The following is a 21,598-nucleotide window of genomic DNA, read 5'->3' as shown; positions in this document are numbered from 1 at the left end:
GTGTGATGAGCGAGTAATGTCGGGTCTTCACATACGCTGGTGTTTGCGCAAGACGCATCGTAACTAGGTAATCCGGAAGAGATATTTGCTAAAGCTCTGTTTTTAAACAGAGCTTTTTGCATTTATGGATCCTTATTTCTTCTTTTTTCGCTTGTATGCGCGACGGCTTTTCTTAACGCTCAGCATAGGTTTGCGACCTTCCATTACATTTTTTAACGCCACAACAAAGGGTTTGCTCTCTTCTTTTCGAGTGTTAGAGATTAACTTCTTCGCTTTAAGGTTTTTCGCTCGATCTACGCAGTATGCACTCTCAATCAGCATGTTTGCTTCTTTGCTATTCACTTTAGTGAGAGTGAAAAAGACGAGATAAACTTCGTCTGGGCGCTCTTCGATTTCGAGAATACCGCTCAGACAAGTTTTATCATCTCCTGCGTTCGCCAGAACTGTCACATGAGAAGGCCTATCTCTAATCAGCTCAACGAAAGACGGGAACAAAAATGAGTCTTGCCATTTATTTCTGCAAAATATCCGATGCTCTTTGATGCTCGGAGGATTACCTTTTACGTTGAAAAAGTTTCCTTCGTGATGAACGTAGCTTGTTAACCAATGGCCTGTCGCTGTGAGTGCGGGTCTGTTTTCGTAGTCTGTCCCTTCAACCTTTCTGCTAAAAAGATGATTCGTTGGACGCATGTGTACAGCAATAGTTCGAGTATCGCCGTTACTAAAATCTATGTCGATGTTCAGCATTATATCTTTTAAATGTCCTATGCTATAAGGCTCTTTGTTGACGATGACAGGGTCAAAGTTATTGTTTTTCAATTTTCTAGCCTTATATTTCTTTTGCTTGTTGCATCGCCTTTGCAATTCGAATAACTGTACGCGCTGAGACATTTGTGAGTTCAGCAGTTTCATTGATGCTCAAACCGTTTAAGACTCGAAGCTTATAGATTTTCTCATGAAGAGCGGCGTCTGCTTTTCTGCCTCTGTATTTGCCTTGGTTTTTCGCTTTCTCAATGCCCTGTGCTTGCCTGCGGCGTCGATCTTCGTAATCTTTACGCGATATCGCAGCTAACATATCAATCATCATACCGTTGATAGCGCTAAGCATTGCTTGCGTGAAGCTGTCTGTAGCTTGTTCTGAAAGTGCAAGATGGCTGGTTGGAAGATCTAATGCAATCACTTTCAAATTTTTCTCAGCGAGAAGATTCTTTAGCTGAAGCCAATCTGATTCATTTAATCTCGACAATCTATCAATCTGCTCGACCAGAATTGCATCACCGTTCTTTGATTCTCTCAGTAGGCGCATTAACTCAGGTCGTTGAAGGGAAGCACCCGATTTTGTTTCAGTATACCAACTTGCTATACGAAGACCTTTTTTTTCGACAAACTCAATTAGGCAATTTTTTGCTCTATTGGCATCTTGATCTGACGTCGATGCGCGAAGGTAAGCATGAATATACATTTCTGACATAAATCAATAAAACATGACATTTGAGTGGTGATCCATACTACGTGACATTTGAGTGGTGATCAATTTACATATTCTGAGATTAAAAGGTATGACAATTGAGTATACCCAAAAAACCTCCGACTAGGAGGTTTGAAGAAAACTTAATCTTGTGACTTTTATTTTGTAGCGATCACTTAATACTCACCTGCTTAGCGTACTCACGCTTAACCTTAGTGGTCTGCTCATCAAGGTTGAGAACAACATTCGCCTTAAACTTGGCTTTGTGTAGGTTGGCATCGCCTTGAGTCCACACAAGGTAGGCATTGATAGCATATACATTCATATTGCCCAGCTTGTAAATTTCTAAGAATTGCTCTTTTTCAAGGTACTTGATGTGCTTGCTTAGGGCGTTTCGTTTTAATCCGAAGATCGTTTCTAGGGTCTTCATGGATACACAAAGGGCATTGGTGTTGTCCATTTCGCTCACCATGTACTCAAAGATCGAGTTTGCTACAGGATTGTCGATAGCGAGCTGTAATTTTTTTTTGTAATTCTGCTTATTGAATGCGTAAAAGGCCGCTGACTTTTGCTTAATCTCACCAGTGTTCTGATCTACATCCGCTGGGCATGTTTGGCCGTCTTCACGCTCCACTGTGGCTGTGGTGTGCATGTTTGTTGTTTGTTTAGGGTCTTGGTTCGTTTTCATTTTTTGCTTCTTGTTTTTGAACTTACCTGAAGGTTAATAACAAAAATCACTAGATACAACCCGTATCCCAAAAAAAACAACATGAATTTCCATCGTGACCTTAGTGTATCGCTAGGGTGTTTTTGGGGGGTGATTATGAATGTGGAATATGTCTAGGCAAAACAGATGTTTAAATACTTGACCAAAATATAAGGATACATAGAAAATGATTTATAAACAATGGCTTATGTCTCTTTTTGCGGAAAATCGCAACATTAATGTATCTTAGCTAGAGATACATAGGTTGAAAGATTAGTCATTAAAAACAGGTAGTTATGTCGACCTCTCTCTTAGTTCTATGTAATGGGATTTTTCGACCCAAAAAATGGGACTCTCACAGAACATCCAAAAAGGCTTATGGCAGCACCAAGCCTTCGGCGTCGGTTTGCCTAGTAGTAACATCGCTACGCTGCTGTTACCACGGAGGTGAGGTTGGTGGTTGATGTATTTGTGGGGTTAAGGTGTATAAATTTGGTCTCAGAAAGGCACTATAAGCCCTTTTATCGACCCTGTTTAGAAGATTTAAGGTTAAGGGTCGGGTTTTAGGCTTAATTAGCCTTAAAAGCGGTTTTTGAGGGGTTGTGGTTATGATAGGTATCCCCTTCCTGAACCGAAGGTTCCTTCCCAAAAACATACTCTTCTTTGAGGTTTATGGGTGTTTTATTAAAGAGCTAGATCCTCTGGACACCGTGCAAACAGCAGCGAAGCGATGTTTGTACAAAGAGCTAACAACGTCGAAGACTTGGTGGCTCTTTGGTGCTTTTCGATGTATTAGAACATCTATTAATGAACTACTCTATTAAGAGCTCTATTATAGGCATCACTTGAGGCCAATAGCGGCAAGGGGTTTGGGGATATTTATCTGCATTATTTCTGTTTTTATCTGCATTATTTCTGATGGTTTTGGTGGTTTTTGCCTTTATCTGCATTATTTCTGATGCTCTGAGTGAATTTTTGAGGGTTTTTAAGAGGGTTAGCTGTTTTTTTTATTAGTTTTGTTTCATATTCCTTAGGCTTTCGGAGGGGGGGTGGTATGTTTTTTATAGTAAGTATGTTTGTAAGGTTTTGATAAACATAATAAAAATTTTTAACTCTAAAAATTCTGATTTTACCTCTCACTATATTGATTGATTGAGAGATAATTATTAATCTTAAGAAAAAGAACAAAATGAGTAATTCTGTTTTGAAAGTACAAGATGTCGAATATGACACAAAAAAAATCGTTGATGCAGTACCAAGTGAGCGAACGAAGGTAGTTAGATTAAAGAACGCATTTGTGTTCGCTCACTATGCAACTTTAAATATACTGTCCCAAAAACTCCTACTAAGCGCTATATCGAGGTTTGATTTAGATCCTTTCAAGAGTGACACAATAGTTTCTAGCACGCTTATGGAGAGATCTAGTCTCGAAGGGGGAGAGTCAAAGATTGATTACAATCTAGTTGATCAAAGCTTATGTGATATGTATTTTGACACCATCGAATCTAGAACGATTCTTCTTCCTGCAAAAGAGATTTTATCTACGATAGGAGGACAAAATAAGTCAAATATTATCAAATGTCTGAATGAGATCTTTGAAACAAGTATTCAATTTAATTATAACTCGGGTAACGAAGATCACCTTTCTCGTATTAGAATTGTTGAGCGAGTGGATCATGTTAAGCGGGATGGTTGTGAGGCAAAGATTCTACTTACTTTCTCTCAATCTTTCATGCCGTTTGTTTTAGCGTTAAGCAATTATCGCTCGCTTGATTTGGATGTCGTGAGGGGATTTAAGAGTAAATATTCTTTAAAAATTTACCACTGGTTGCTCCATGCTCTTGATGGTAGAGGGTACTTTTACATCACTTCAGATGAACTGATGTCGAGACTTGGGGTTAATCCTAACAAAAAACCAAATGGCTTCTTCAATAGAATTATAAAAACTCCAATCAGCGAGATAAAAGAGGTTTCGGGGATTGATGTCGTAGTTGCCGAAGACCGCCTGCAAGCAAGGGGGAGACCTGTTCAGGGTTACGTTTTTGCGGTAAAAAAAGGCTCAAAGTGGCCTCAAATACCTCGCAAACTGAAGGAACTTCTTTTGGATCAAATGGCTGGAAATGAAGTAGATGAAGCTACGCAATCCCTCTCTGAGACCATCGATTTCTCAAAAGACAAGTTTGAAGAAGATATGGCGTCTGTTAGTTCGCAGCCAGTTATGGTGGGTACGCCGTTTACAGCAGAAGACTTGAGTCAGCCCGATCTTTTCTGATGAGCCAATTTTCCTTTTATTAACTTCTAACTCTATGAGCAAAAGGTAGCGAAAAATGTGATAAAATCAATAATAACTAGTGGCAATTCATCTAAAAAATATCTATAATACAATAAGATAATCAAGATATTAACCCAAGAGTAAATGCGTGAAAATTATATATAGAAAAGGCGAGGAAGTGCCAAAACCAACGTTATCACTGCGTATCATGCAGTTGTTTTTTATTCTATTTCTTTCTGGCCTTTGGACATGGGCTGACAATGTTAATGGTGTCAGTGGGACGCTAGACCTGATGTGGACAGCATTTATTAACGGTCAGTTGACTTGGTAAAAACATAAATTTAAAAAACAGGAGGAAATGAGGAAACTATTACTGATCTTATGCTTTCTGCTCGCACCAGTGAGTAATGCAACCGAACCCCAAAAAACGATCTCTATTAATGAAGGCTCTTCGATCGTTGTTGAGGGCATAAAAAAGATCTTTCCGGAACGATCTAAGGTAGCACTAAATCTAGTGCCATGGTCAGTTGTGCAGCGTGTTGAGCGTATTGCGAAACCCGCTGATGAGTTCGACATTACACCAATGTCTCATTTATACCAGTCATCCCAAAATACTCTCCCAAAATCTGAATTCACGATTTTAGAGCGCAGTTTTGATGCATTGCTACCTATTGGGTTTTGGGTTGTGACTGTTCTGCTGCTCGTGATATTGCCGTTAAAATTTTATGATGCCATAACCTCTCTGAGGTCGAGTGACGAGGCCGAATCGGAGAAGGGGACGAAAAAGCTCAGGCTGGCCGTCCTTGAAACTGTCAGCTTTTCGGTTATTGCCATGTACCTGTCGCCCTATGCTGTGCAGGGCGGAGCAGTGGTTGTGTTACCGCTGGCCGTCACGATCACTGTCTGGCTCTGTATGAGCGCGTTGGTTAATGGTGTGCTGAGCGTTATGGTGGATTTTAGCAATCCCGTAAATGAGCAACAAAAAGGCGCGGATAAAATTGCGGATGTTCAATTAATTTTAAAAAACCACATTACCGCAACTGTGCAGGCGAGGTTAATTTATGATGGCCTGTTAGATACCAGTCTCGTTGAGCATCAGATAGCGTCCGCAAATCCAGATAAATTCGAAGTCACCAACCATTCGATCGCCATGATTGGTGAGGCTCAGAGAGAGTTGGAGGCATCACGGACTGGCGAGTATTTTTCCCGCGCTGATTGCCTGCTGCGTAAAAGTTGGTCTCAGGTTGCACAGACTGACCCACGGTGCGGATGGGCATTGGAGGCCGCTACGGGGCTGGGTGTACTCGATAGCCGCCTGCAAGTTCAATCTAATGAACCATCCCAAGCCGTCCTATCGCCCGATCAGGAGAGACTATTAACGGCACTCACGCCAATGATTGAGACAGAATTGGATAAATACACCGCCTACAAAAAAGCGCTGGCTTGTGTGCAGCGTCATGGTTTGGAGACTTATACATACAATTTAGATCACAGTTTTTTTTGTAAGGTTCGTCGGGATGATTTTTCTCTGTTTGATGATCAGTATTACGGTTACCAGCATGGTGAAAATGGCAGATTGATAGCCGTTGATGCTTTTAATACCGCCGACAGTAATTATGATTTCAGTCAGTTTGATAACGCCATTGAAACACTACTAAAAAAAGAGTTTAGACGTGTTTCTCAGGATACGCTGGGGCAGGTCATTTCACATCAGGGCGAGCATTATAATCGTGGCCTAATGCTCTCGCTACCAACATTTTCTCAAATCCAGACTGTAGAAAAAAACAGCCATGATATTGCGTTTGATGAAGCAGTAAGACAGGTAGGTGTAGACACAAAAACGGCGTTAGAGGCGTTCTTCTCGACTCAACCTAAACACTCACGAACACTGATGGGGATTGATGATAAGGATGAGGTTAAAGCCTATTTGGATAAGTTTTTCCCCTACATTACCCGCACGTGGTTTGAACCCACAAAACATAATGTTTCATTTCAGTTATCTGAACTCGCCAAAGGGGTGATTGGCAGTGTTGACCCGTCTGATTCTCTAGGGATTGCTACTGGGGCTGTAAAGAGGGTAATGGATCTTGGGGTGGCTTTTTATGGATTGCAGGCAATTGCCAGTATTACATCAACTAACCTACCATTTTTAGGTGGTCTAGGATTACTATTTTTGTTAGTTGCGGAAGTGCTCCAGTTCGCGCTGATGCTCCTGATGTTTGGTTTTTTGCTGAAACTGGTTTTGCATCATGTGTTTTTACGGCTGATGGTGTCGCCATTGTTTTTTACTGTTAATGTCATCAAGCGCCAGATTGAAGATCTGAAAAATGTCGGTAAGAACCAGAGTGATGATGTGCAGTGGGTTGGTTTTGTGAAATCCGAGCTGATTAACCCACCTGTTATGCTCATTTTGGGCGTAACATCATGGTTGTGCGGCGTTATGTTGTTTAATTCTATATGCGGGATGGCAATGATGCTAATCAAAATATTTCCGTGGTTTCAGGGAGAGGGGGTGCTTACATATTTGGCACTGAATGTCTTAGTTTACCCAGCGGCATTTACGTTTTTGGGATACTTGTTGTGTTACAAATTGCCTTTTGACTTGTACCGCTATATTACAGCAAATCTGGGCGATGAGATGAGTCCATTGAGTGTTGAGGACGACACGATAACCGGACTATTTAACAAGGCCAAAATCACGACGCTAGTTAAGTAAAAAAAGGGGGCATGCGCTCCCTTTTTTATTTAGAGTTGAGATTGTCATTTAGGGGCATTTGGTGCTCGAAAATTGAACATTTACGAAGAGTTTATTACTCTTATAAAAAAGTGATGTTCCGCCAATTTCGCTTCATACTTTTCGTCAGTTTTGCCACCCTTTTCGCGCCAGCACTGCACGCATCAAATGAATGTCAGTTAGAGAGTTTTTCGCGTATCGAACAGCAATTTGCGCTTGGTGTATTCGGTACTGATGCAGCCCAATATTTTACAAACAACGTCCGTGATCAGAGGAAACTAAAAACGCTGACCTCTGATGATGTTTTACGTTGCACAGGGGATATTCCAGCCCTGAGTAATCAGGTTGTCGGGGTATTTACCAGCGTGGTGATTGGTCTTTCAGTTATTATTGCGTCCACGGCTATTGCATCGATTTTTATCAGTTTGAGCAGCTCAATGATGGCCGAAACACGGGGTGAGGGGAGAAATCATAAGATCCGGCAGTTCGGCATGGCGATAGTTGTGTTGCTGTTAGCTGCGCCAATTGGGTTATTAACCGGCTCGGGAGTCAGTGCCCAGTCCGGCAGTTATTCGATAATAAATATGGCTATGTTTCGCATGATGGGGGCGGCATCGATAGCGGCAGATAAAATTGATAAACAATTTGCGAAAAATACGCAGTCATCACTCCCGTTCTATCTCCCTCCGCACCCAAATTACCTCACAACGAAATTGAGCGAACAGGATGATGTGGGGTATGTGCTAAATGATATGTCACATCTTCTGAGATTCGCCTCGTGCGTAATAACAGAGCTTCCAGCTAGCGCTCATGGAGCGGTAGTTTCCGGCATTAAATTTAGTCAGACCGACACAAGCCATAAAGCCAGCTACGGCAACAGCGATAACGCCTGTAACCTAACTATCACTATGCCAAAAAACATCTCTACGCCAGCGCAAATGGCAGAAACGAATATGAGCGTTAGCAGGGAGGTATGGCAGGATAAAGAGGCGCAGTTATTTGCTAATGCGGTGCGTAATGCGGTGCAGTCGGCACTGGATTTTAAAACGGCACAATTTACGTCGCTAGGCAGCAGTTTTAGTATTAAAACTGGTGACAAACTACCTGTTCTGGATCCAGAGTGGTACAAAACCTGCCCTGCTAATTTGGCGGACATATCTAGTTATGTCACTGGGCAGAGATCAGAAATTGGTGAGCTGGTTGCTGAGGAGCGCAGGGCGGAGTTGTGTTTATCTCAAGCGCTCGTGTCTCGTTTTTATTCGCCAAACTATAAATTCAATGGCACCCGCACTGAATATCAACCGCAGTGTGCTATCGACAACCTAAAAGCCTGCGCGGAGGAGCTGTGCCGTTTTGATCCGGCTGCCAATCAGACGGGGATTTTTGATTGTGCGGTTGTAGTGGATGTACTGGCGCAAGGAAATCACGTTGAAAAAATAGCTAGACTAGGTTGGATCGCCAAACCGCTGGATCTGATGAGTTTAATTGAGCGTAACGCGCCACCTGTCGTGCCTCAGCGCTCACTAGCTGAATGGTCTTTTGTTAGTCAGGTCGCAATGACGGAGGCTGGGCCATTTGATTTTGGTCATAGGGACATATATAGCCGTTTCCGAGAAGCAATTTATGACACGGGAGTGGGCAGGCTGACGCCAAAGGATTTGCTGGCACGAACTCAAACAGACTCAACACCTAACCATGACATATTTTCAATTCTGCGTGTTGATACATGCCTGAATAACCCGAATCAGTCGTTAGAAAACGCAGAGGGTGAGGTTGTTGGTGTGTGTGGAACACCAATACAAACGCTGCGCTCTCTGGGCAACAAGATGATCGATTTTTATATTGCCTTGCAGGCGGGTAATCACCTAACACCAGTTGCAACGAAGATGCTGTCAAAGCAGGGCGCGGATAAAAAAGCGCAGTCTGGCGATGGAAAAATAGAAGGTATACAGACCGGAGCACTGAGCAAATCCAAGGCGATTGCAGGTGTAACCGCCGCCGTTGGCGGTGGCATTGCTGCCTATCTGCCGGAAATAAAAACGGCCTTGGCCGACAAACCATTTTCTCCCCCTTCCGATGCAATATTTAGCGTGTTGAGCGGTGTGACCGCTTTTACAGCAGGTGCCGTGTTGACTGAGGGGACGTTATCGATGAGCCATATGATTTTATTTATGGGGTTCGCCCTAAAATACCTCCTACCTCTGATTATCGTTGCGCCGTTTTATGCTGGGATTTTATGGTCGTTGATGGCTGGGCTGACACTGATTGCGACAACGCTATTGCTGGTTATCCAGCCTCTCGTTGCACCGCAAGAGTTGGCACGAAAATACACGGATTTGCTATTAAAGGGCGTGTCGTTGGTGGTGACGTTCGTTGGTCTGATTTTAATGTACTACCTGTCTATCATTTTATCCGAGCGTCTATTGCCGGAGGTGTTGGGCGGCGTGACGCAGCTCGCTGGGCATGTCAATAACCTGTCAGGAACTATTACCTCTATTCTGTTTGGTGTGGTGGTTTATACCCTGCTGTACGTGATTTTTGTGATGGTATTGGTAGGCAAACTGCTGGATGTTTACAAACAGGCTAGCGAATTTAATACCGCATTGTTCCAAGATGGATCGCAGACGCAAATAGGCGGTGAGCAAACAATAAATGCAGCTAAGCAAAAAACGGATTTTGCAAAAAGTTTAACCCGATAAAGAGAATGAAGCAGATTGAGCAATTTGAACATTATGTAGACAGAACCATGAAAGAGAATGCCCTGAATAACGGGCAGGTAGCCGCATTGATGGGGGTTAGTTACAGGCGCATGTATGAACTACGTAGTAAGGGAACATATGTTGACGCTAACGGACAACTATATCGTCGTACCGGAATTTTTTTTCCATATTGTGAAAATTCAGGGAAGTCTCCTTCAGTCTTCACGACGGCACGAAATTTGGAGAAAGTTTTTCGGGACAGTGGCTTATCGCAGGCGGCTGCATCGAGGGTAGCAGGGCTAAAGCACAGATCCACTTTTAAGGCGATACTCGATCGAGGGGGAGCTATCGTAGCAGCGGACACAAAAGAGATCCTCACCATAAAAAAACAGAAGGTTACAATGCCTTTTGACAAACCAAACTAAGCAGCCCTAGTTCAGTTCGGGCTGCTTATTGTTAACCATCACTTGCCATTTATTTCGCGCTCCAATAGTTTTCTCAGGCTTTTAAAGTCATCGAAGGATGGGAAGCCATATCTGCCCCCAACTTTTTCAAACACCCCGATTCTATCGGGGATGGTGCTCGGAGGCGCATCATTGTAAAAAAGTTGCTGCTTGACTTCGGCAAAGTAGTTGCTGATTTTCTCCCCTCGAATCTCAAAGGTTTCGTCGCTGAATTTTTTGGGCGGGGGATTTTGAGGATTTTCTATGATGTTATTTAGAAGCTGTAGAGCTTCTATGTCCCTTCCTTGCGAGATCAAAAGGTATAGCTTTAGATAGCGAGCGGTAGTATATGGGGTTAAGTCGGTGAGCTTTTGTAACGTACCTTCCAGCTTTTCTCCATTACATGAGGTCATTAGGCCAAATATACTGAAGTGACATGAGGTCAAGGTGGCAATATTGTTACCTTTGTCGCCAGCGATCACTAGGCAAGCTATTGCCTCTTCTATGTTTTTTTTCTCGAAAAGGTATTCGGCCAACACGAAAATTGCATGCAGGTGCCCGAAGTTATGGCTGTCAACCAGAAACTTTATTGCCCATTCGTAGTCATCCTGTGTAGTGAGCTGCGTACCAAGATGGTAGGCTGCATGAGCATGTCCTGAATCTGCTAGGGCAAAAAGTAGCTGGTGATCTTCTTTGGTAATCCAATCTTTTTGCCCCCAGTACAGATTGTTCATTTCTTTCTTTGCCATATCAATGGTGGTATCCCAAGGTGCGCCAAAGTCGCGATTTGCTGCGGCGTCCAGATAATCTTTTTGCTTCTGCTTGCCGCCTTTTGCTTTATAGGCTTTGAATTCACTCTTGTAATCTACCACCCTTTTTTGGTCTGAGAGCATCACCCTGTCAGTATCAATGAGCTGGACAGATTTAGGTCCATCCTGATCCATTGTTGGTCGCCAACGTTTAGATATTTGGTAGGTATGGGATCCAATAGTGAGCGGGTAAGTATTAGCCATAAATCCTCCTTATGCTCCATAAATGCGTTGGTAGTAACCAATAGCCATTTTTATGGCGTCATCCCATGACAAGTTGGGGAATTCTTCCTGAAAATCGAGGGCGATATTGATAACTAGCCGTTGGGAACCAAGGCGTCCTGAATCGATTGTTCTCAGGTCTCTATCGATCTGCTTGAGGGCTTGACCCTTCCTTTTACGGCGGTCAATTGGTTGTGGGAAATTGTTGTGGTTGTCCATAGTACATCTCCGATCGTGGAAAAGGAGGGGGAGATGTGGATATTCTTGCGAACAGACCAATCCTCCCCCAAAAGTTTCAGGGCAAGTAATGGTCAGTTCACTCGGCAAGCCGTGGCTCACTGATATAGCCAGCCCGCAGTATAGCCCTGCTAAGTTGTGTAGTGCAAGCCTACAACTAGTACTCTCGCCCACAACGAATAGCTTAATTATCTATTTCTATGGGGGAGTACAAAAAACGCTCACAAATTAGTACAATTAAAATAAAGCATCATGTTGCTCACCAATCCATTTCATTTTCTCAGGCGCTTCGGCCTCACTCTCATTTTATTTAGCACTGTCTTTGCCAGTACCGCTCACGCTGACGAGAGTTGCGCGGCTGCATTTGATGCCAGCGGCAAAATCATTTCATCATCGGAGGTTTGTCAGGATGATGTGTTGCTAAACAGCACCAGCGTGTTTCTCAGCGATCTGATTAACAGTAACGAAAAAGTCCGTAGTATTTACCAAAACATCATCGGCGATGAACCGCTGGTAATGTCTAGAACCGTAAAAACCCTGTCAAAAATGATCAGTGAACTGATGGTGGTAGCCTCGTTTATTGCTCTGGTGTTGCTAGTTTGCGCAGTTGTGTGGCGCATTGGCAACATGGGTATGGCGGTAATGCGGGAGAAGGAATTGCAGCTAGACCTCTCGGATTTGTGGCTGTTAGGCGCAACTGCGTTAGTGTTGCCATTTTATGATGGGATTAGCGCATCTGTCGTGCTGGCGCTGGCTGCATTACTGGTGGTGTTAAAGATTAGTGCGTGGTTGTCGGCGCTGTTTCTGCCTATGATCCTGCCAGAATCGGAAGTCGATGATAGTGTGTTAGATCTTGAGTATCACCAAACTCGCTCTGTCGCACTGGCTAAAAGTTTAGTGGTTGGTTTATCGACGGCGCAGGATAGCAGCACTTATGCCAGCGCCCTATCTGTCTTGCCGGAGCATGCCACGATGGTTGATGGTGATGCCTCTGAAGCTGAGGGGATAACGGGAGCAGTATGGAGATTTTTCGCCCGTGAAACCCGTGATCCGAGTTTTCAGGAGTTTTATCATGGTATTTTTACCGATCACTCTCTGGCCTTGAGTATCGCTGGGGCGCAAACAGGTGGCAGCACGTCAACAAATCTGGAACTATTTTCCGGCAAACCGTCAGGCCAACACAGTATAAAAGCGCCGCTGTTTCTTCAGGATTTTGGCGTTAGTGAGGTGTTCGAACAGAGTAATGTGATGAGTATTACAGGTGCTGATTTGAGCGCTGATCGTAAACTGGTAGAAACCGTTGCCACCTCTATTCAAATATCAAAAATGGCAGAGGTTTTGGTTGCGCCGGAGGCTAGCAATACTCAGTTACAGCGTAACGCTAAAATTATTGGTGATGCGATGCTAACGCTGATCCGAGAAACCGTTATAGAGCACCCAAAGGCCGAACCGTCGCAAATTATCCGCATTGCAACAGGGTTGCTGGACGGAACATACAGTGTAAGGGCGTCACAAAATAACCTGCCGCACCTGACCTACCGATTTACGCCGTTTGCGATCCCATATAAGCCTGAAGAGCCGTTGTTTAATCTACTCACCTTAGCTAATCAAACTGTAAAAGCAGGGCGCATGGTGTCATGCGTTAAAAATCTAGATAAGGCTGGCACTGAGATTGGTGCGTTTTACCAAATAGTACACGATGGCAAAACACCATTCAGCAAATTTAAATCCCTGTCCGCTCAGCCGTTTGGCCATCCTGTATGCGTGTATCCGACCAATAGCGGCGGGGTGGAACTACTACTGAGTCGTGATAGCCAGAAAAAAGCCTTTGATATTTATAAACACACTGTATCTGGGGCAACCGCCACACCGCTGGCTAATCACCTCGGTGATTTAAAACGGGAGCTGGAGCAATCAGGTGAAAAACCGGAGATTGTGGCATTAACAGAGGATGTTCAAGCGCATTTCAAAACCCTAGTAGATTATTTTAATGTGCTGGGTGCAGGCAGCCGCTATGCCGCTGCTAAATACATTGGTGAGGCGGATTCGAAGGCCAATCTGGCTGCTGATCAGGAGTTGCGTGAGAAAGGGGCGGTTGGTCTAATGCTGAGTTTTATGTCCTCGGCGCATCGCTCGATGGCGTTTGCGGATGCTATTCGCGCCAGCGAACTGCAAACCACTATTTTTGTCGGTAAAGAGGATAAAACTGGGTGGTTACCGCGCAAGGTTGTTGAAACGGCCACAGATGCGCAAAATGCAGCTATTCCGGTAAACAAGGATTTGCCGACCATCTTAACGGGGAGTGCTGGGCAAGTAGCGCGAGTTTCAGCTAATGATGAGAGTGTAACAGGTGATGCTTGGGCAGAGTTTTTAGTTCAAGGTGTTGAACTGCTTATTCCGCGCTCTGATCTGCTCTCTGAGCGGTTAGGATTGGGTGATAACGGCTTGGGTGCTGGATTAATGGGTTGTTCTGGAGCCAATACGTGTATTAATTTTTCTGGTCATCCAGTACACGCGATCATCTCGTTTTCATCCTCGATATTTGAGGGTGGGGTTCTAGTTTTGATCATTGATTCTGTCGTCCAAAACCTTAACTCCTACCTCCAGTCCATGACAGGTGGTAGTAGTGCAGAAACAGATGGTGTGATTACGCAGGCAAAATCATATGCCATGAAAATAGCCTCAAAACTGGCTGCGCCGTTGAAAATTGTGGCGGGACTAATGTTTGTTGTTGCCATGGTGTCGGCGGTACTCGCTAAACTGGCGTTGGGTGGAGTATTTGCGGGTGCGATTGGCGCAATACTGATGCCACTGAAAATCGTCTTTAGTGCCATTGCCCCTATCCTGAAAGCACTAATCGACATCGTTGCCTTATTGGTGTTGCTGCCTGTATTGCTGGCGGCCAGCATCGTTAAATTTGATAAAGAACCGATCATTTCAAGTTTCAGTATCCTAAAACTGACACTCGGCGGGTTGCTGGCGCTGCCGCTAATCACGATTTCATTTGTGGTATTTATCGTACTGAGCTATGTCGGTGTGTTTTTAACAAACTCGCTGGTTGGCGTGATAATGCTCGGCGCGGCAAATACGAACTCAGGCACAATCACTGTGGCATTGTTCGGTATTTTAACCATCGTCGCGTGGTTAGCATTGGTGCTCTATGTCATATTTACCTCACTAAGAATCTCGCTGACCGTCGTGCCAAAAGTGCAGGATATGTTGGGGATAAACAGTGCGCTGGGTCAGGTAAAAGAAGATCTGAATAACGTATTTGCTGCGGGTATGATTCTAGCTAAAACCAAGGAGGTGAAGGAGAAGTCGTCAAGAATGACAGAGAACAAGATCCAGAAAGAACAGTTTGAAGACATGGCAGCTCAAGCTGGCAAGGGTATGGGTATGAGTATCAACAACCAAGGTATGCCGGAGGCTGAAGCAGCTCAGACAGTAAATCAGGAAGGCTCTAAAAGTGCTGTTTCGCAGCCTGTTGTTGAAACATCGATGCACAAGGAAGTGAAGGCAAATACTAATGGTAATGGTTATTCGGAGTCTACTCAGCCAGCAGAAGGTTTGCCAAAAGGCGAATCACCGTCTGGAGAAAGCAACCAACGTCGATAGAACAGAGAGAGCTTCGGCTCTCTTTGTTTATATATGTAATAAGCAATTGTCTTTATCTGTCATACACATGTAGGATATACCAATAATTCTGGCGTAAAGTATTGAATTTGAGGCAAACAGAGACAGTTAACCTCGGTTGTTATGAAAATGTTCTGTCAATGCCTTACAAGTACTCCATCCCAAGCCACTGATCATCTTTGCATCTAGAACAGCTCTTACTGCCTCAACTGAGGGCCTTTCTCGTTTCAGAGCACTGCCCACTTGGTAGTAAGTTAGAAATGACTGAATTTACTTAAAGGCTTCAAGCTGCTGTAGAAGTTGCTTTTGCTTAGGGTTTGTGGTGCTTGGTAGCGCCTCATTGAGTGCCTTAATGTCAGAACCAAGCGAGACAAAAACAGGGTGCGAAAGCACGCTTGTTTTGTATTTGTGGTCGGTAAAAAACGGGCTGTATCGAGTGTCACCACTGCGCTTAAAAAGTCCGGTTAATTTGTTTTTTGATACACATCGGTCACACGTAATCGTGATGGCTTCAATGGCTTCTCTGACGCTCATATTGAGGTCTTCAGCTTCGCTCAGTTGAGGTAAATAATGCTCGATGATAAGCGAGCGAGCGACCTTAACAGCGTGCGCTTTGCGCCCTGATAATCGTGCCTTGATAGATCTCATTTCTTTATCGAAAGCGCCACTGCCCGTGGTGGGTTGATGCCTTTCAGCGCTTGCCAGAACCTCAGTGTTGTATTTCTCGTAAGCTATGTCTGTATGGGTTTTGTGTAGCGCAAGTGCTTGTTTCACTAGCTTGTTTAGGGTGTTTTTTTGATTCATTGTGAACATACTCGTTGTTTAGTTAAATCGTAGTGCGATTTTTGCTTATATTCAAGTTAAAAGGTCGTCCCTATAGCTAAGTGTGTGTAAGAGCAGGATAAGCCAAGCCAAGCAAGGGTTGACGGCTCAATAAACTAGCTAAAAGGTCGTCCCTTTAACTAGTTGGTAGTAGAGAGGGATAAATTTCCAATGGTGGCGGATTCACATATTGTCACAATTAGCTAAAAGGTCGTCCCTATTACCAGTAATGAGGGGTGGCGACTGCCGTTCTGGGGTAGGGCGCTAATATCTATCTAAAAGGTCGTCCTTATAACTAGTGGTAGGGAGGGGAGGGGGTAAATTTGAAACTTTCGAGGTGTACAGTTCGTGATCGCAGCGAAACGGCAGAAAGCAAAACCACCTTTAAAAATGATGGATCTTGAGTCAAAAAAACATCTCGCGTGTATGGCCAAGCGCTAAGTTTTTACATTCCGTTAAACTTGTTTGCAGCATCAACCAGTGGAGAAAACCATTTGAAACCGCTTTTGGTGACATTGGTTTTTAGGTGAGCAGGGTTTACCACTCCAATAAATTGGCAATGGTATTCATCAAAGAAATTAGGTGCATAGATGAAATAGGTGTCGCTAGTGCGCTGCCAGAGGTTTCTGGCGCTATTCCAGCGTTGCTGCTCAATCTGATTAAATGCTGAACAACTAGTGTCGTACACATGAATTTTGTATAGACCTGCATCGACAACAGTCTGGGGACGGTTAAACGCATCAGTTCTGCCAAGATAGGGTATTGGCATGTCGTCTGTACCGACCGCATCGAGATGCACTTCGAGATCAGTTTGAAGGTCAGTTGGTTTATATCCCAACTGACTAATAACTTCCTTTTCAAAATCTGGAGAGAATGAAACTTTGTGCATCCCTGCTCTCTAATTAGTGATAGTAGACGTTCTGTGTAGCAACCTTGAGTGATTGTAACGCATTGTTATTCATATCAAAAATAGATTTATTAGATGCTATGGCAGGGCGTAGCTGATCTTTGATTTTCAGTACGTTTGAGATCGCCATCCTCAGCTTCGCAACAGCAATTCGCACCTGACGAATAGTAGCAAAAACCTCATCCCCTAGAGTCTCTCCGCGTTCCTCGACCAGTAACTCAGATTGGATGCGTAGAATTTGTTCAAAACCACGAACAGCAATATCAGCGTCCTCAAGATGCTTCACATTCATATCCGTAAAAAACGCTTCTGGCGTACCCGACTCATCGATCAAACGATAGTGTTCATTCCAAACTTTAGCTTCAGCCTTGATCGCACCAATGGTCTGGTTCATTGCGTCAACGAAATCACGCTTATCCGAACTCAAATAGGCAGACGAATCTGCGCTCGGAGAGCGAAGGCTACTTGTCGCTTGCGTCGCTTCGATGAGCGATGTATTTGCACTTGCGCTAAGTGCCAATGCAAGAGCACTCATAGCAACCCCTTTGATATCCATCGTGAGACACTTCTTATTAGTTTAGTACGTAAATTATTGGGTGAAGAGGGTGGCTGCAAATTATCCACTTCTAAAGCTATTTTACAACCAAATTTTGTTGGATTGCAAAAAAAACCATGCTGCACATCACACATTTTTAGACAAAACACGACCCGCAAGCTTTTTGGTAAAAGAAGTATCATTTTGGTGCTTTTAGTTGGTGTCGTGCCTTCTCAGTGACAGCGTTGGGTTTATTTTTAGCCTCATCCGTCACCGAGTTTTCTAAGCGAGGCTCTGACCTAGTAGCTTCTTGGGTATGATCTTCGGGGCGATTAGTGTTTGAAGCTGGATCAAAATATTCGTTGGCGGTATTGCGCTCAACCAGTTTAGTATCAGTGATAGCCTGATAAAACACTGGCGCAACCTCCGATATAGGCTTTTTATGACGCTTGGTGAAAAAATCGATGGCTGAGAAGTGCTTGCCGGAGGCAATATCCTTAATTCTCTTACCATCAATGCTAATTTTTTGACCGCTCAGATCTAATCCTAACCTGTTAGCAGTGAGTTCAATTGATGCCATCGTGAAGCTGCTATTGATGCTCTGGCAAATCTTATCACCCTTATTGTTCGCCTCTTTTTTAAGTGACTCTTCAACTCTCTGAGTCGGATACTCCTTCTCTTTCCCTTTTAGGCTCACAACGCTATCAAAGGTCGGGATTGGCTCCGGAACATCTCTGTTTTTGCGCCACTCCAGCTCTTCATTCGCAATCTTAACCCATTCATCGCTGCCCCAAAACTGAATGGTGTCTAAGTCCCACCCCTTGGCGATCCCTTGCTCAATCATTAGCCTAGCTACCACTCTTAGGTCGGTCTGCTCGGTAGTTGAAGCAGTGATTTTCGCACCATGATCGACTAGCCGAAATTTATGTTGTTTGTCGCTATACGTGATCTTGTCTGTTTTCGAGTCCTTATAAAATACACCTTCCGCGACGAAACGGTGCTGAATATTCGATTGGTACATAACATAAAATGAGCGTTGGCCGGAGGAAAAACTGTTAATGTCCTGCTCAAGCTTATCGTTAAATTCGTCGTAACGTTCTTGTCGCTCCAACACCTCACGGATAGAGACTTTGTTCGGCTTGTCGTGTTTAATCCAGTTGTTAAAACGTTCTTGGATCAGCTTATCTCTCAGCCATGCACTGGACGCAATCGCTCCGCGCCCAAGGCTTTCCTTTTCTGCTTTATGCCTAAGTTTCTGTTGGTGCTTTTCTATTTTTGAACCACCCAGTAAGCCTATGACCTGTTTTTGGTCATGCTGAAAGTCAGTCTTAAACGCTTCACGTAAGGCTTCATGCTCCTCAGGATTATCGCTCAGGGTTCTGTATTGGTCATAAAGCGGCCTTAGGAATTCGAAATTTTCGCCAGTGAGGTTGATGTTGCCTACAGGTTTTCCGTTATATACGCCTTTAATACTTATGTAGATGTTCTTCGTCTGTTCTGTCTCTCGGTTCTTAGTCGCTGTAAACTTAATTTTGCTGTTCGGTTCTATGCCTCCATAACCATTCAGCAGCTTGCAAAGCTCCGCACCGCTCTTAGGTTTTTTCTCAAAGAGATAGCTCGCTAGTTTCTCCGATGCTCTAGTGTTTAACTTCTTCTTGGAAGGGTCTTTTCGCTTAATATTATTTTCAGCATTTACGATCACTGTCCACGCAGGATCAGTGAGTAGCTCTGGGTATTTGCTGTTAATTTTTGACTGAATAGCCGCCATCCATTGATCATCTTTGGGTATGATTCTTAACTGATTTCCGGTTTTCATATCGAGTCTCGGGAGAACTAGATGGATGTGAGGCAACCGCTCCTTACCTTCGCTATCAAACTTCTTGATTGGGTCGTGATATTCGGCGTAGTGCAATAGATCCTCATCAGCTCGGTGAGGTGCAAAATGCTTAATCGCCATTTGGACAATATCCGCCAGCATGGTATCCCGTTCCTCTGTGCTAACGTCAGCAATTTTTGCTGCCTCTATAGGACTAAACGATAGTGTTATGTGCGTATAGTTGTTGCTCCAACTTTTGTTCTTACCGAGCCAATCTAGCGTCGCCTTCGTAGTAGTCCAATCACCGGAAACTTTAATTCGTTCATCATAGCTGTTGCGGTGTTCACCGCCGGATAATGCACTCCCAAAAACTAGGTATTCCAAGATCCCTTGGGCGCGGTTTTTAAGCCTTATAATCATGTTTTTAGTTTGTTTTTTAATTCTTGTTGTTGCAATTTACAGGTTCTGCATTCAGTCCCTTTTCTATCAATCTTTGCAAATCTGTTAGTGTTTCTAGTAGGTTAATCACGGCCACTCTAGCAGCTTCGTTGAAGCCGAGATTTAGATCATCCATTCTGCCCTCAATCTGCTGAGTGAGTGAGAGTATTCTAGAGCTGTAAAATGCCGACCATTTGGTGATGATTTTTAGAGTATTTGTATTACTAGGTATAATCACCCCATAGGGACAGAGCATTAGTCTGCAAACCTGACTAATGGACTCATCACCAACACACTTTTTTCTCAAAACACTCATTAAGTCCTTGGGTATTTTAAAAGATAGCTTTTCGGTTAAACACTCATCTTTTTCTTTAATAATTTTAGCCAAAACATGACGTTTGTTTAGGGATTTTTCATCATGATATTTCTCACAAACATCGACCAAGTTATGGCTTATTTTTAGAATGGAAAACATGATTTTTTTAAGTGCTGAAGACTCATTAAAATTCGCTAAATAATCTTTCTTTAATGCGCCACGAATAGCAAAAATTGCTTCATCAAATTCGCCAGAAAGAGCCGCCAGAACAATAGCGGTTTCACGTTCTTTTGCATCATTATATGGCTCGATGATGCGATCTGGGTCAATGGTAGATCTGGCGTATGCCGACAACCGTTGACCATCAAAAAGAAGCGCAGTGAGCGATTTTTTTTGAGACGGTGCTATATAGAAACTGATCATTTCTGTGTAGTACGCTGGCTTTTTGTTCGAGGACATGATTTCAATTTGCTTTGATGCAAGTTGAATTTGGCGGAGGACAAATGAGGGGTTTCTCAAGGGTCTCCCTTGAGGCACGGCCTAGCTACCCCAACTTGTTGGGAAAAGTAGATAGGTGCGACGTGCCTTATATGCCTCCCAAAATTTTAAACTTGCTTTGATTGAAATATAATCAGCGAAAATATCATTTGCAAACCAAGATAAAGCCGATTAAATAGTATTCAATTCCGTTTTTTTATTTACTACAATGTATATAAAAGCATCAAAATGAATACGGAAAACCATCAGAATCCCCTGCAATCTGAATGCGCAGGCGGCACCCAGAGCGTTTCTAAGAGAGCTTGGAACTCGTCGATTGAGAATCCAGACAGCATCGTAAATCATGTTTTTGATAACGCTTTGGTTAGTCAAATTGAATTGGAAATAAAGGGCGACATTCGCAGTGGGAGGATAGAAAAACGGAACCATAGAACCGCTGGCGTGTCTCTTAAATACAGAAACGCCCTAAATCCATTTAAAAATATCATTGGCATTATGGTTAATAACGGATTCTCTGTGGGTGCTATTTGCGCCCGATTTGAGAAGGGTTTTGAGGTTGAAAGAAACGGTAAAAAAACATTTAAAAAAATATGTGTTCCGCGTCATCAAATGAATAAATATATAAATGACGTTATTAATCCATGGATTAAGGCAGCTAAAGAGAAAAAAAATAAATCATGAACCATGAGAGGATTAATCACTTTTATAATTCTGTTTTTAATGCCGTTTTCGGTAGCAGCAGAAACTCTAAAAGAGACTGATATTAGTTCCTGCCCACAGGCATTCATTAAGGGGACTGATGGCCTCGTTTCAGTCAGGCCATTTAACGCCACTATTTGCGCCGACGATAGGCTAGCCCAGCTAACCCTAGAGCTTTTTCCTGCGGCCAGTAATGTTGCTGCCGCCCTATTTGGGTTAGACAATTTTAATGCTCTACGGAACGTTGTAGATGAAAAGATCAACGCCTCTTCTACTACCGTTAATTTAGCGGCGATAGAATCCGGTGCAATGACGATCACTGAGGTATTTATTCCTCTCGCCAT

Annotated in this window: 18 protein-coding genes; 8 read left to right on the top strand and 10 right to left on the bottom strand. The window is 43.5% G+C overall.

Translation table 11 applies throughout. The features are described from left to right. Window positions 1-132: 132 nt before the first annotated feature. The 3 genes from BGK46_RS06305 to BGK46_RS06295 form a co-directional block, all read right to left on the bottom strand. On the bottom strand, window positions 133-912 hold the full coding sequence (locus tag BGK46_RS06305) for a hypothetical protein (RefSeq protein WP_254659663.1): 780 nt from the start codon (window positions 910-912) through the stop codon (window positions 133-135). Further along, entirely contained in the window at window positions 830-1,462 is a 633-nt protein-coding gene (locus tag BGK46_RS06300; protein WP_069587806.1) for a recombinase family protein, read from the bottom strand. The genes BGK46_RS06305 and BGK46_RS06300 overlap by 83 nt, the downstream gene beginning before the upstream one ends. A gap of 178 nt (window positions 1,463-1,640) precedes the next feature. Further along, window positions 1,641-2,156: a hypothetical protein gene (locus BGK46_RS06295; RefSeq protein WP_069587787.1), complete on the bottom strand. Its 516-nt coding sequence runs from the start codon at window positions 2,154-2,156 to the stop codon at window positions 1,641-1,643. A 1,207-nt stretch (window positions 2,157-3,363) separates the two neighbouring features. On the opposite strand from BGK46_RS06295, the gene BGK46_RS06290 reads away from it, so the two are divergent. From BGK46_RS06290 to BGK46_RS06270, 5 genes are all read left to right on the top strand, one after another. Further along, complete coding sequence (locus tag BGK46_RS06290) at window positions 3,364-4,446, top strand: replication initiation protein (RefSeq protein WP_069587785.1); 1,083 nt, start codon at window positions 3,364-3,366, stop codon at window positions 4,444-4,446. A 178-nt stretch (window positions 4,447-4,624) separates the two neighbouring features. Further along, window positions 4,625-4,777, top strand: a complete 153-nt coding sequence (locus tag BGK46_RS17595; protein ID WP_175418642.1) for a hypothetical protein — start codon at window positions 4,625-4,627, stop codon at window positions 4,775-4,777. A 27-nt stretch (window positions 4,778-4,804) separates the two neighbouring features. Continuing rightward, entirely contained in the window at window positions 4,805-7,162 is a 2,358-nt protein-coding gene (locus tag BGK46_RS06280; protein ID WP_069587782.1) for a hypothetical protein, read from the top strand. An 11-nt stretch (window positions 7,163-7,173) separates the two neighbouring features. Continuing rightward, entirely contained in the window at window positions 7,174-9,879 is a 2,706-nt protein-coding gene (locus tag BGK46_RS06275) for a hypothetical protein (protein ID WP_139130742.1), read from the top strand. Between the two features lie 5 nt (window positions 9,880-9,884). Further along, a complete protein-coding gene (locus BGK46_RS06270; RefSeq protein ID WP_069587779.1) occupies window positions 9,885-10,304 on the top strand; it encodes a hypothetical protein in 420 nt (139 codons plus the stop codon). A gap of 38 nt (window positions 10,305-10,342) precedes the next feature. On the opposite strand, the gene BGK46_RS06265 is transcribed toward BGK46_RS06270, so the two are convergent. Together BGK46_RS06265 and BGK46_RS06260 are read right to left on the bottom strand one after the other, a co-directional pair. Next, the gene (locus tag BGK46_RS06265; RefSeq protein WP_069587777.1) at window positions 10,343-11,335 is read right to left on the bottom strand and encodes a tetratricopeptide repeat protein; all 993 of its coding nucleotides are present in this window, start codon (window positions 11,333-11,335) and stop codon (window positions 10,343-10,345) included. A gap of 9 nt (window positions 11,336-11,344) precedes the next feature. Continuing rightward, a complete protein-coding gene (locus tag BGK46_RS06260) occupies window positions 11,345-11,572 on the bottom strand; it encodes a hypothetical protein (RefSeq protein WP_069587775.1) in 228 nt (75 codons plus the stop codon). Between the two features lie 270 nt (window positions 11,573-11,842). On the opposite strand from BGK46_RS06260, the gene BGK46_RS06255 reads away from it, so the two are divergent. Next, complete coding sequence (locus BGK46_RS06255) at window positions 11,843-15,205, top strand: hypothetical protein (RefSeq protein ID WP_069587774.1); 3,363 nt, start codon at window positions 11,843-11,845, stop codon at window positions 15,203-15,205. A gap of 288 nt (window positions 15,206-15,493) precedes the next feature. On the opposite strand, the gene BGK46_RS06250 is transcribed toward BGK46_RS06255, so the two are convergent. The 5 genes from BGK46_RS06250 to BGK46_RS06230 all read right to left on the bottom strand — a co-directional run bounded on the left by BGK46_RS06250 (window position 15,494) and on the right by BGK46_RS06230 (window position 20,576). After that, entirely contained in the window at window positions 15,494-15,997 is a 504-nt protein-coding gene (locus tag BGK46_RS06250) for a hypothetical protein (protein ID WP_139130741.1), read from the bottom strand. A 493-nt stretch (window positions 15,998-16,490) separates the two neighbouring features. Then, a complete protein-coding gene (locus tag BGK46_RS06245) occupies window positions 16,491-16,934 on the bottom strand; it encodes a type II toxin-antitoxin system YafO family toxin (RefSeq protein WP_069587771.1) in 444 nt (147 codons plus the stop codon). Window positions 16,935-16,947: 13 nt separating this feature from the next. Continuing rightward, window positions 16,948-17,487 carry a hypothetical protein gene (locus BGK46_RS06240; protein ID WP_139130740.1) on the bottom strand — a complete coding sequence of 180 codons (540 nt, stop codon included), beginning with the start codon at window positions 17,485-17,487 and terminating at the stop codon, window positions 16,948-16,950. A 199-nt stretch (window positions 17,488-17,686) separates the two neighbouring features. Beyond that, window positions 17,687-19,723, bottom strand: coding sequence for a hypothetical protein (locus BGK46_RS06235; RefSeq protein WP_069587768.1), 2,037 nt, complete (start codon window positions 19,721-19,723; stop codon window positions 17,687-17,689). Window positions 19,724-19,739: 16 nt separating this feature from the next. Further along, window positions 19,740-20,576 (bottom strand): hypothetical protein, encoded by an 837-nt coding sequence (locus tag BGK46_RS06230; protein ID WP_069587766.1) that lies wholly within the window; start codon window positions 20,574-20,576, stop codon window positions 19,740-19,742. A gap of 207 nt (window positions 20,577-20,783) precedes the next feature. Between BGK46_RS06230 and BGK46_RS06225 the strand changes: the two genes are divergently transcribed. Then, a complete protein-coding gene (locus BGK46_RS06225; RefSeq protein ID WP_069587764.1) occupies window positions 20,784-21,236 on the top strand; it encodes a hypothetical protein in 453 nt (150 codons plus the stop codon). A 3-nt stretch (window positions 21,237-21,239) separates the two neighbouring features. Further along, window positions 21,240-21,598: hypothetical protein (locus tag BGK46_RS17730; RefSeq protein ID WP_217492721.1), on the top strand; the 359-nt coding region annotated here is incomplete at its 3' end.

Source organism: Salinivibrio sp. SS2 (genome assembly GCF_001722075.1).
GTDB lineage: Bacteria > Pseudomonadota > Gammaproteobacteria > Enterobacterales > Vibrionaceae > Salinivibrio > Salinivibrio proteolyticus.
Note: the sequence above shows the minus strand (reverse complement) of the source record. Positions and strands in the feature narration are given on the sequence as shown.

Coding starts and splice junctions, on each gene's coding strand:
- BGK46_RS06305 (WP_254659663.1), bottom strand. CDS start 912: ATGAAACTGCTGAACTCACAAATGTCTCAGCGCGTACAGTTATTCGAA.
- BGK46_RS06300 (WP_069587806.1), bottom strand. CDS start 1,462: ATGTATATTCATGCTTACCTTCGCGCATCGACGTCAGATCAAGATGCC.
- BGK46_RS06295 (WP_069587787.1), bottom strand. CDS start 2,156: ATGAAAACGAACCAAGACCCTAAACAAACAACAAACATGCACACCACA.
- BGK46_RS06290 (WP_069587785.1), top strand. CDS start 3,364: ATGAGTAATTCTGTTTTGAAAGTACAAGATGTCGAATATGACACAAAA.
- BGK46_RS06280 (WP_069587782.1), top strand. CDS start 4,805: ATGAGGAAACTATTACTGATCTTATGCTTTCTGCTCGCACCAGTGAGT.
- BGK46_RS06275 (WP_139130742.1), top strand. CDS start 7,174: ATGCGCTCCCTTTTTTATTTAGAGTTGAGATTGTCATTTAGGGGCATT.
- BGK46_RS06270 (WP_069587779.1), top strand. CDS start 9,885: ATGAAGCAGATTGAGCAATTTGAACATTATGTAGACAGAACCATGAAA.
- BGK46_RS06265 (WP_069587777.1), bottom strand. CDS start 11,335: ATGGCTAATACTTACCCGCTCACTATTGGATCCCATACCTACCAAATA.
- BGK46_RS06260 (WP_069587775.1), bottom strand. CDS start 11,572: ATGGACAACCACAACAATTTCCCACAACCAATTGACCGCCGTAAAAGG.
- BGK46_RS06255 (WP_069587774.1), top strand. CDS start 11,843: ATGTTGCTCACCAATCCATTTCATTTTCTCAGGCGCTTCGGCCTCACT.
- BGK46_RS06245 (WP_069587771.1), bottom strand. CDS start 16,934: ATGCACAAAGTTTCATTCTCTCCAGATTTTGAAAAGGAAGTTATTAGT.
- BGK46_RS06240 (WP_139130740.1), bottom strand. CDS start 17,487: ATGAGTGCTCTTGCATTGGCACTTAGCGCAAGTGCAAATACATCGCTC.
- BGK46_RS06235 (WP_069587768.1), bottom strand. CDS start 19,723: ATGATTATAAGGCTTAAAAACCGCGCCCAAGGGATCTTGGAATACCTA.
- BGK46_RS06225 (WP_069587764.1), top strand. CDS start 20,784: ATGAATACGGAAAACCATCAGAATCCCCTGCAATCTGAATGCGCAGGC.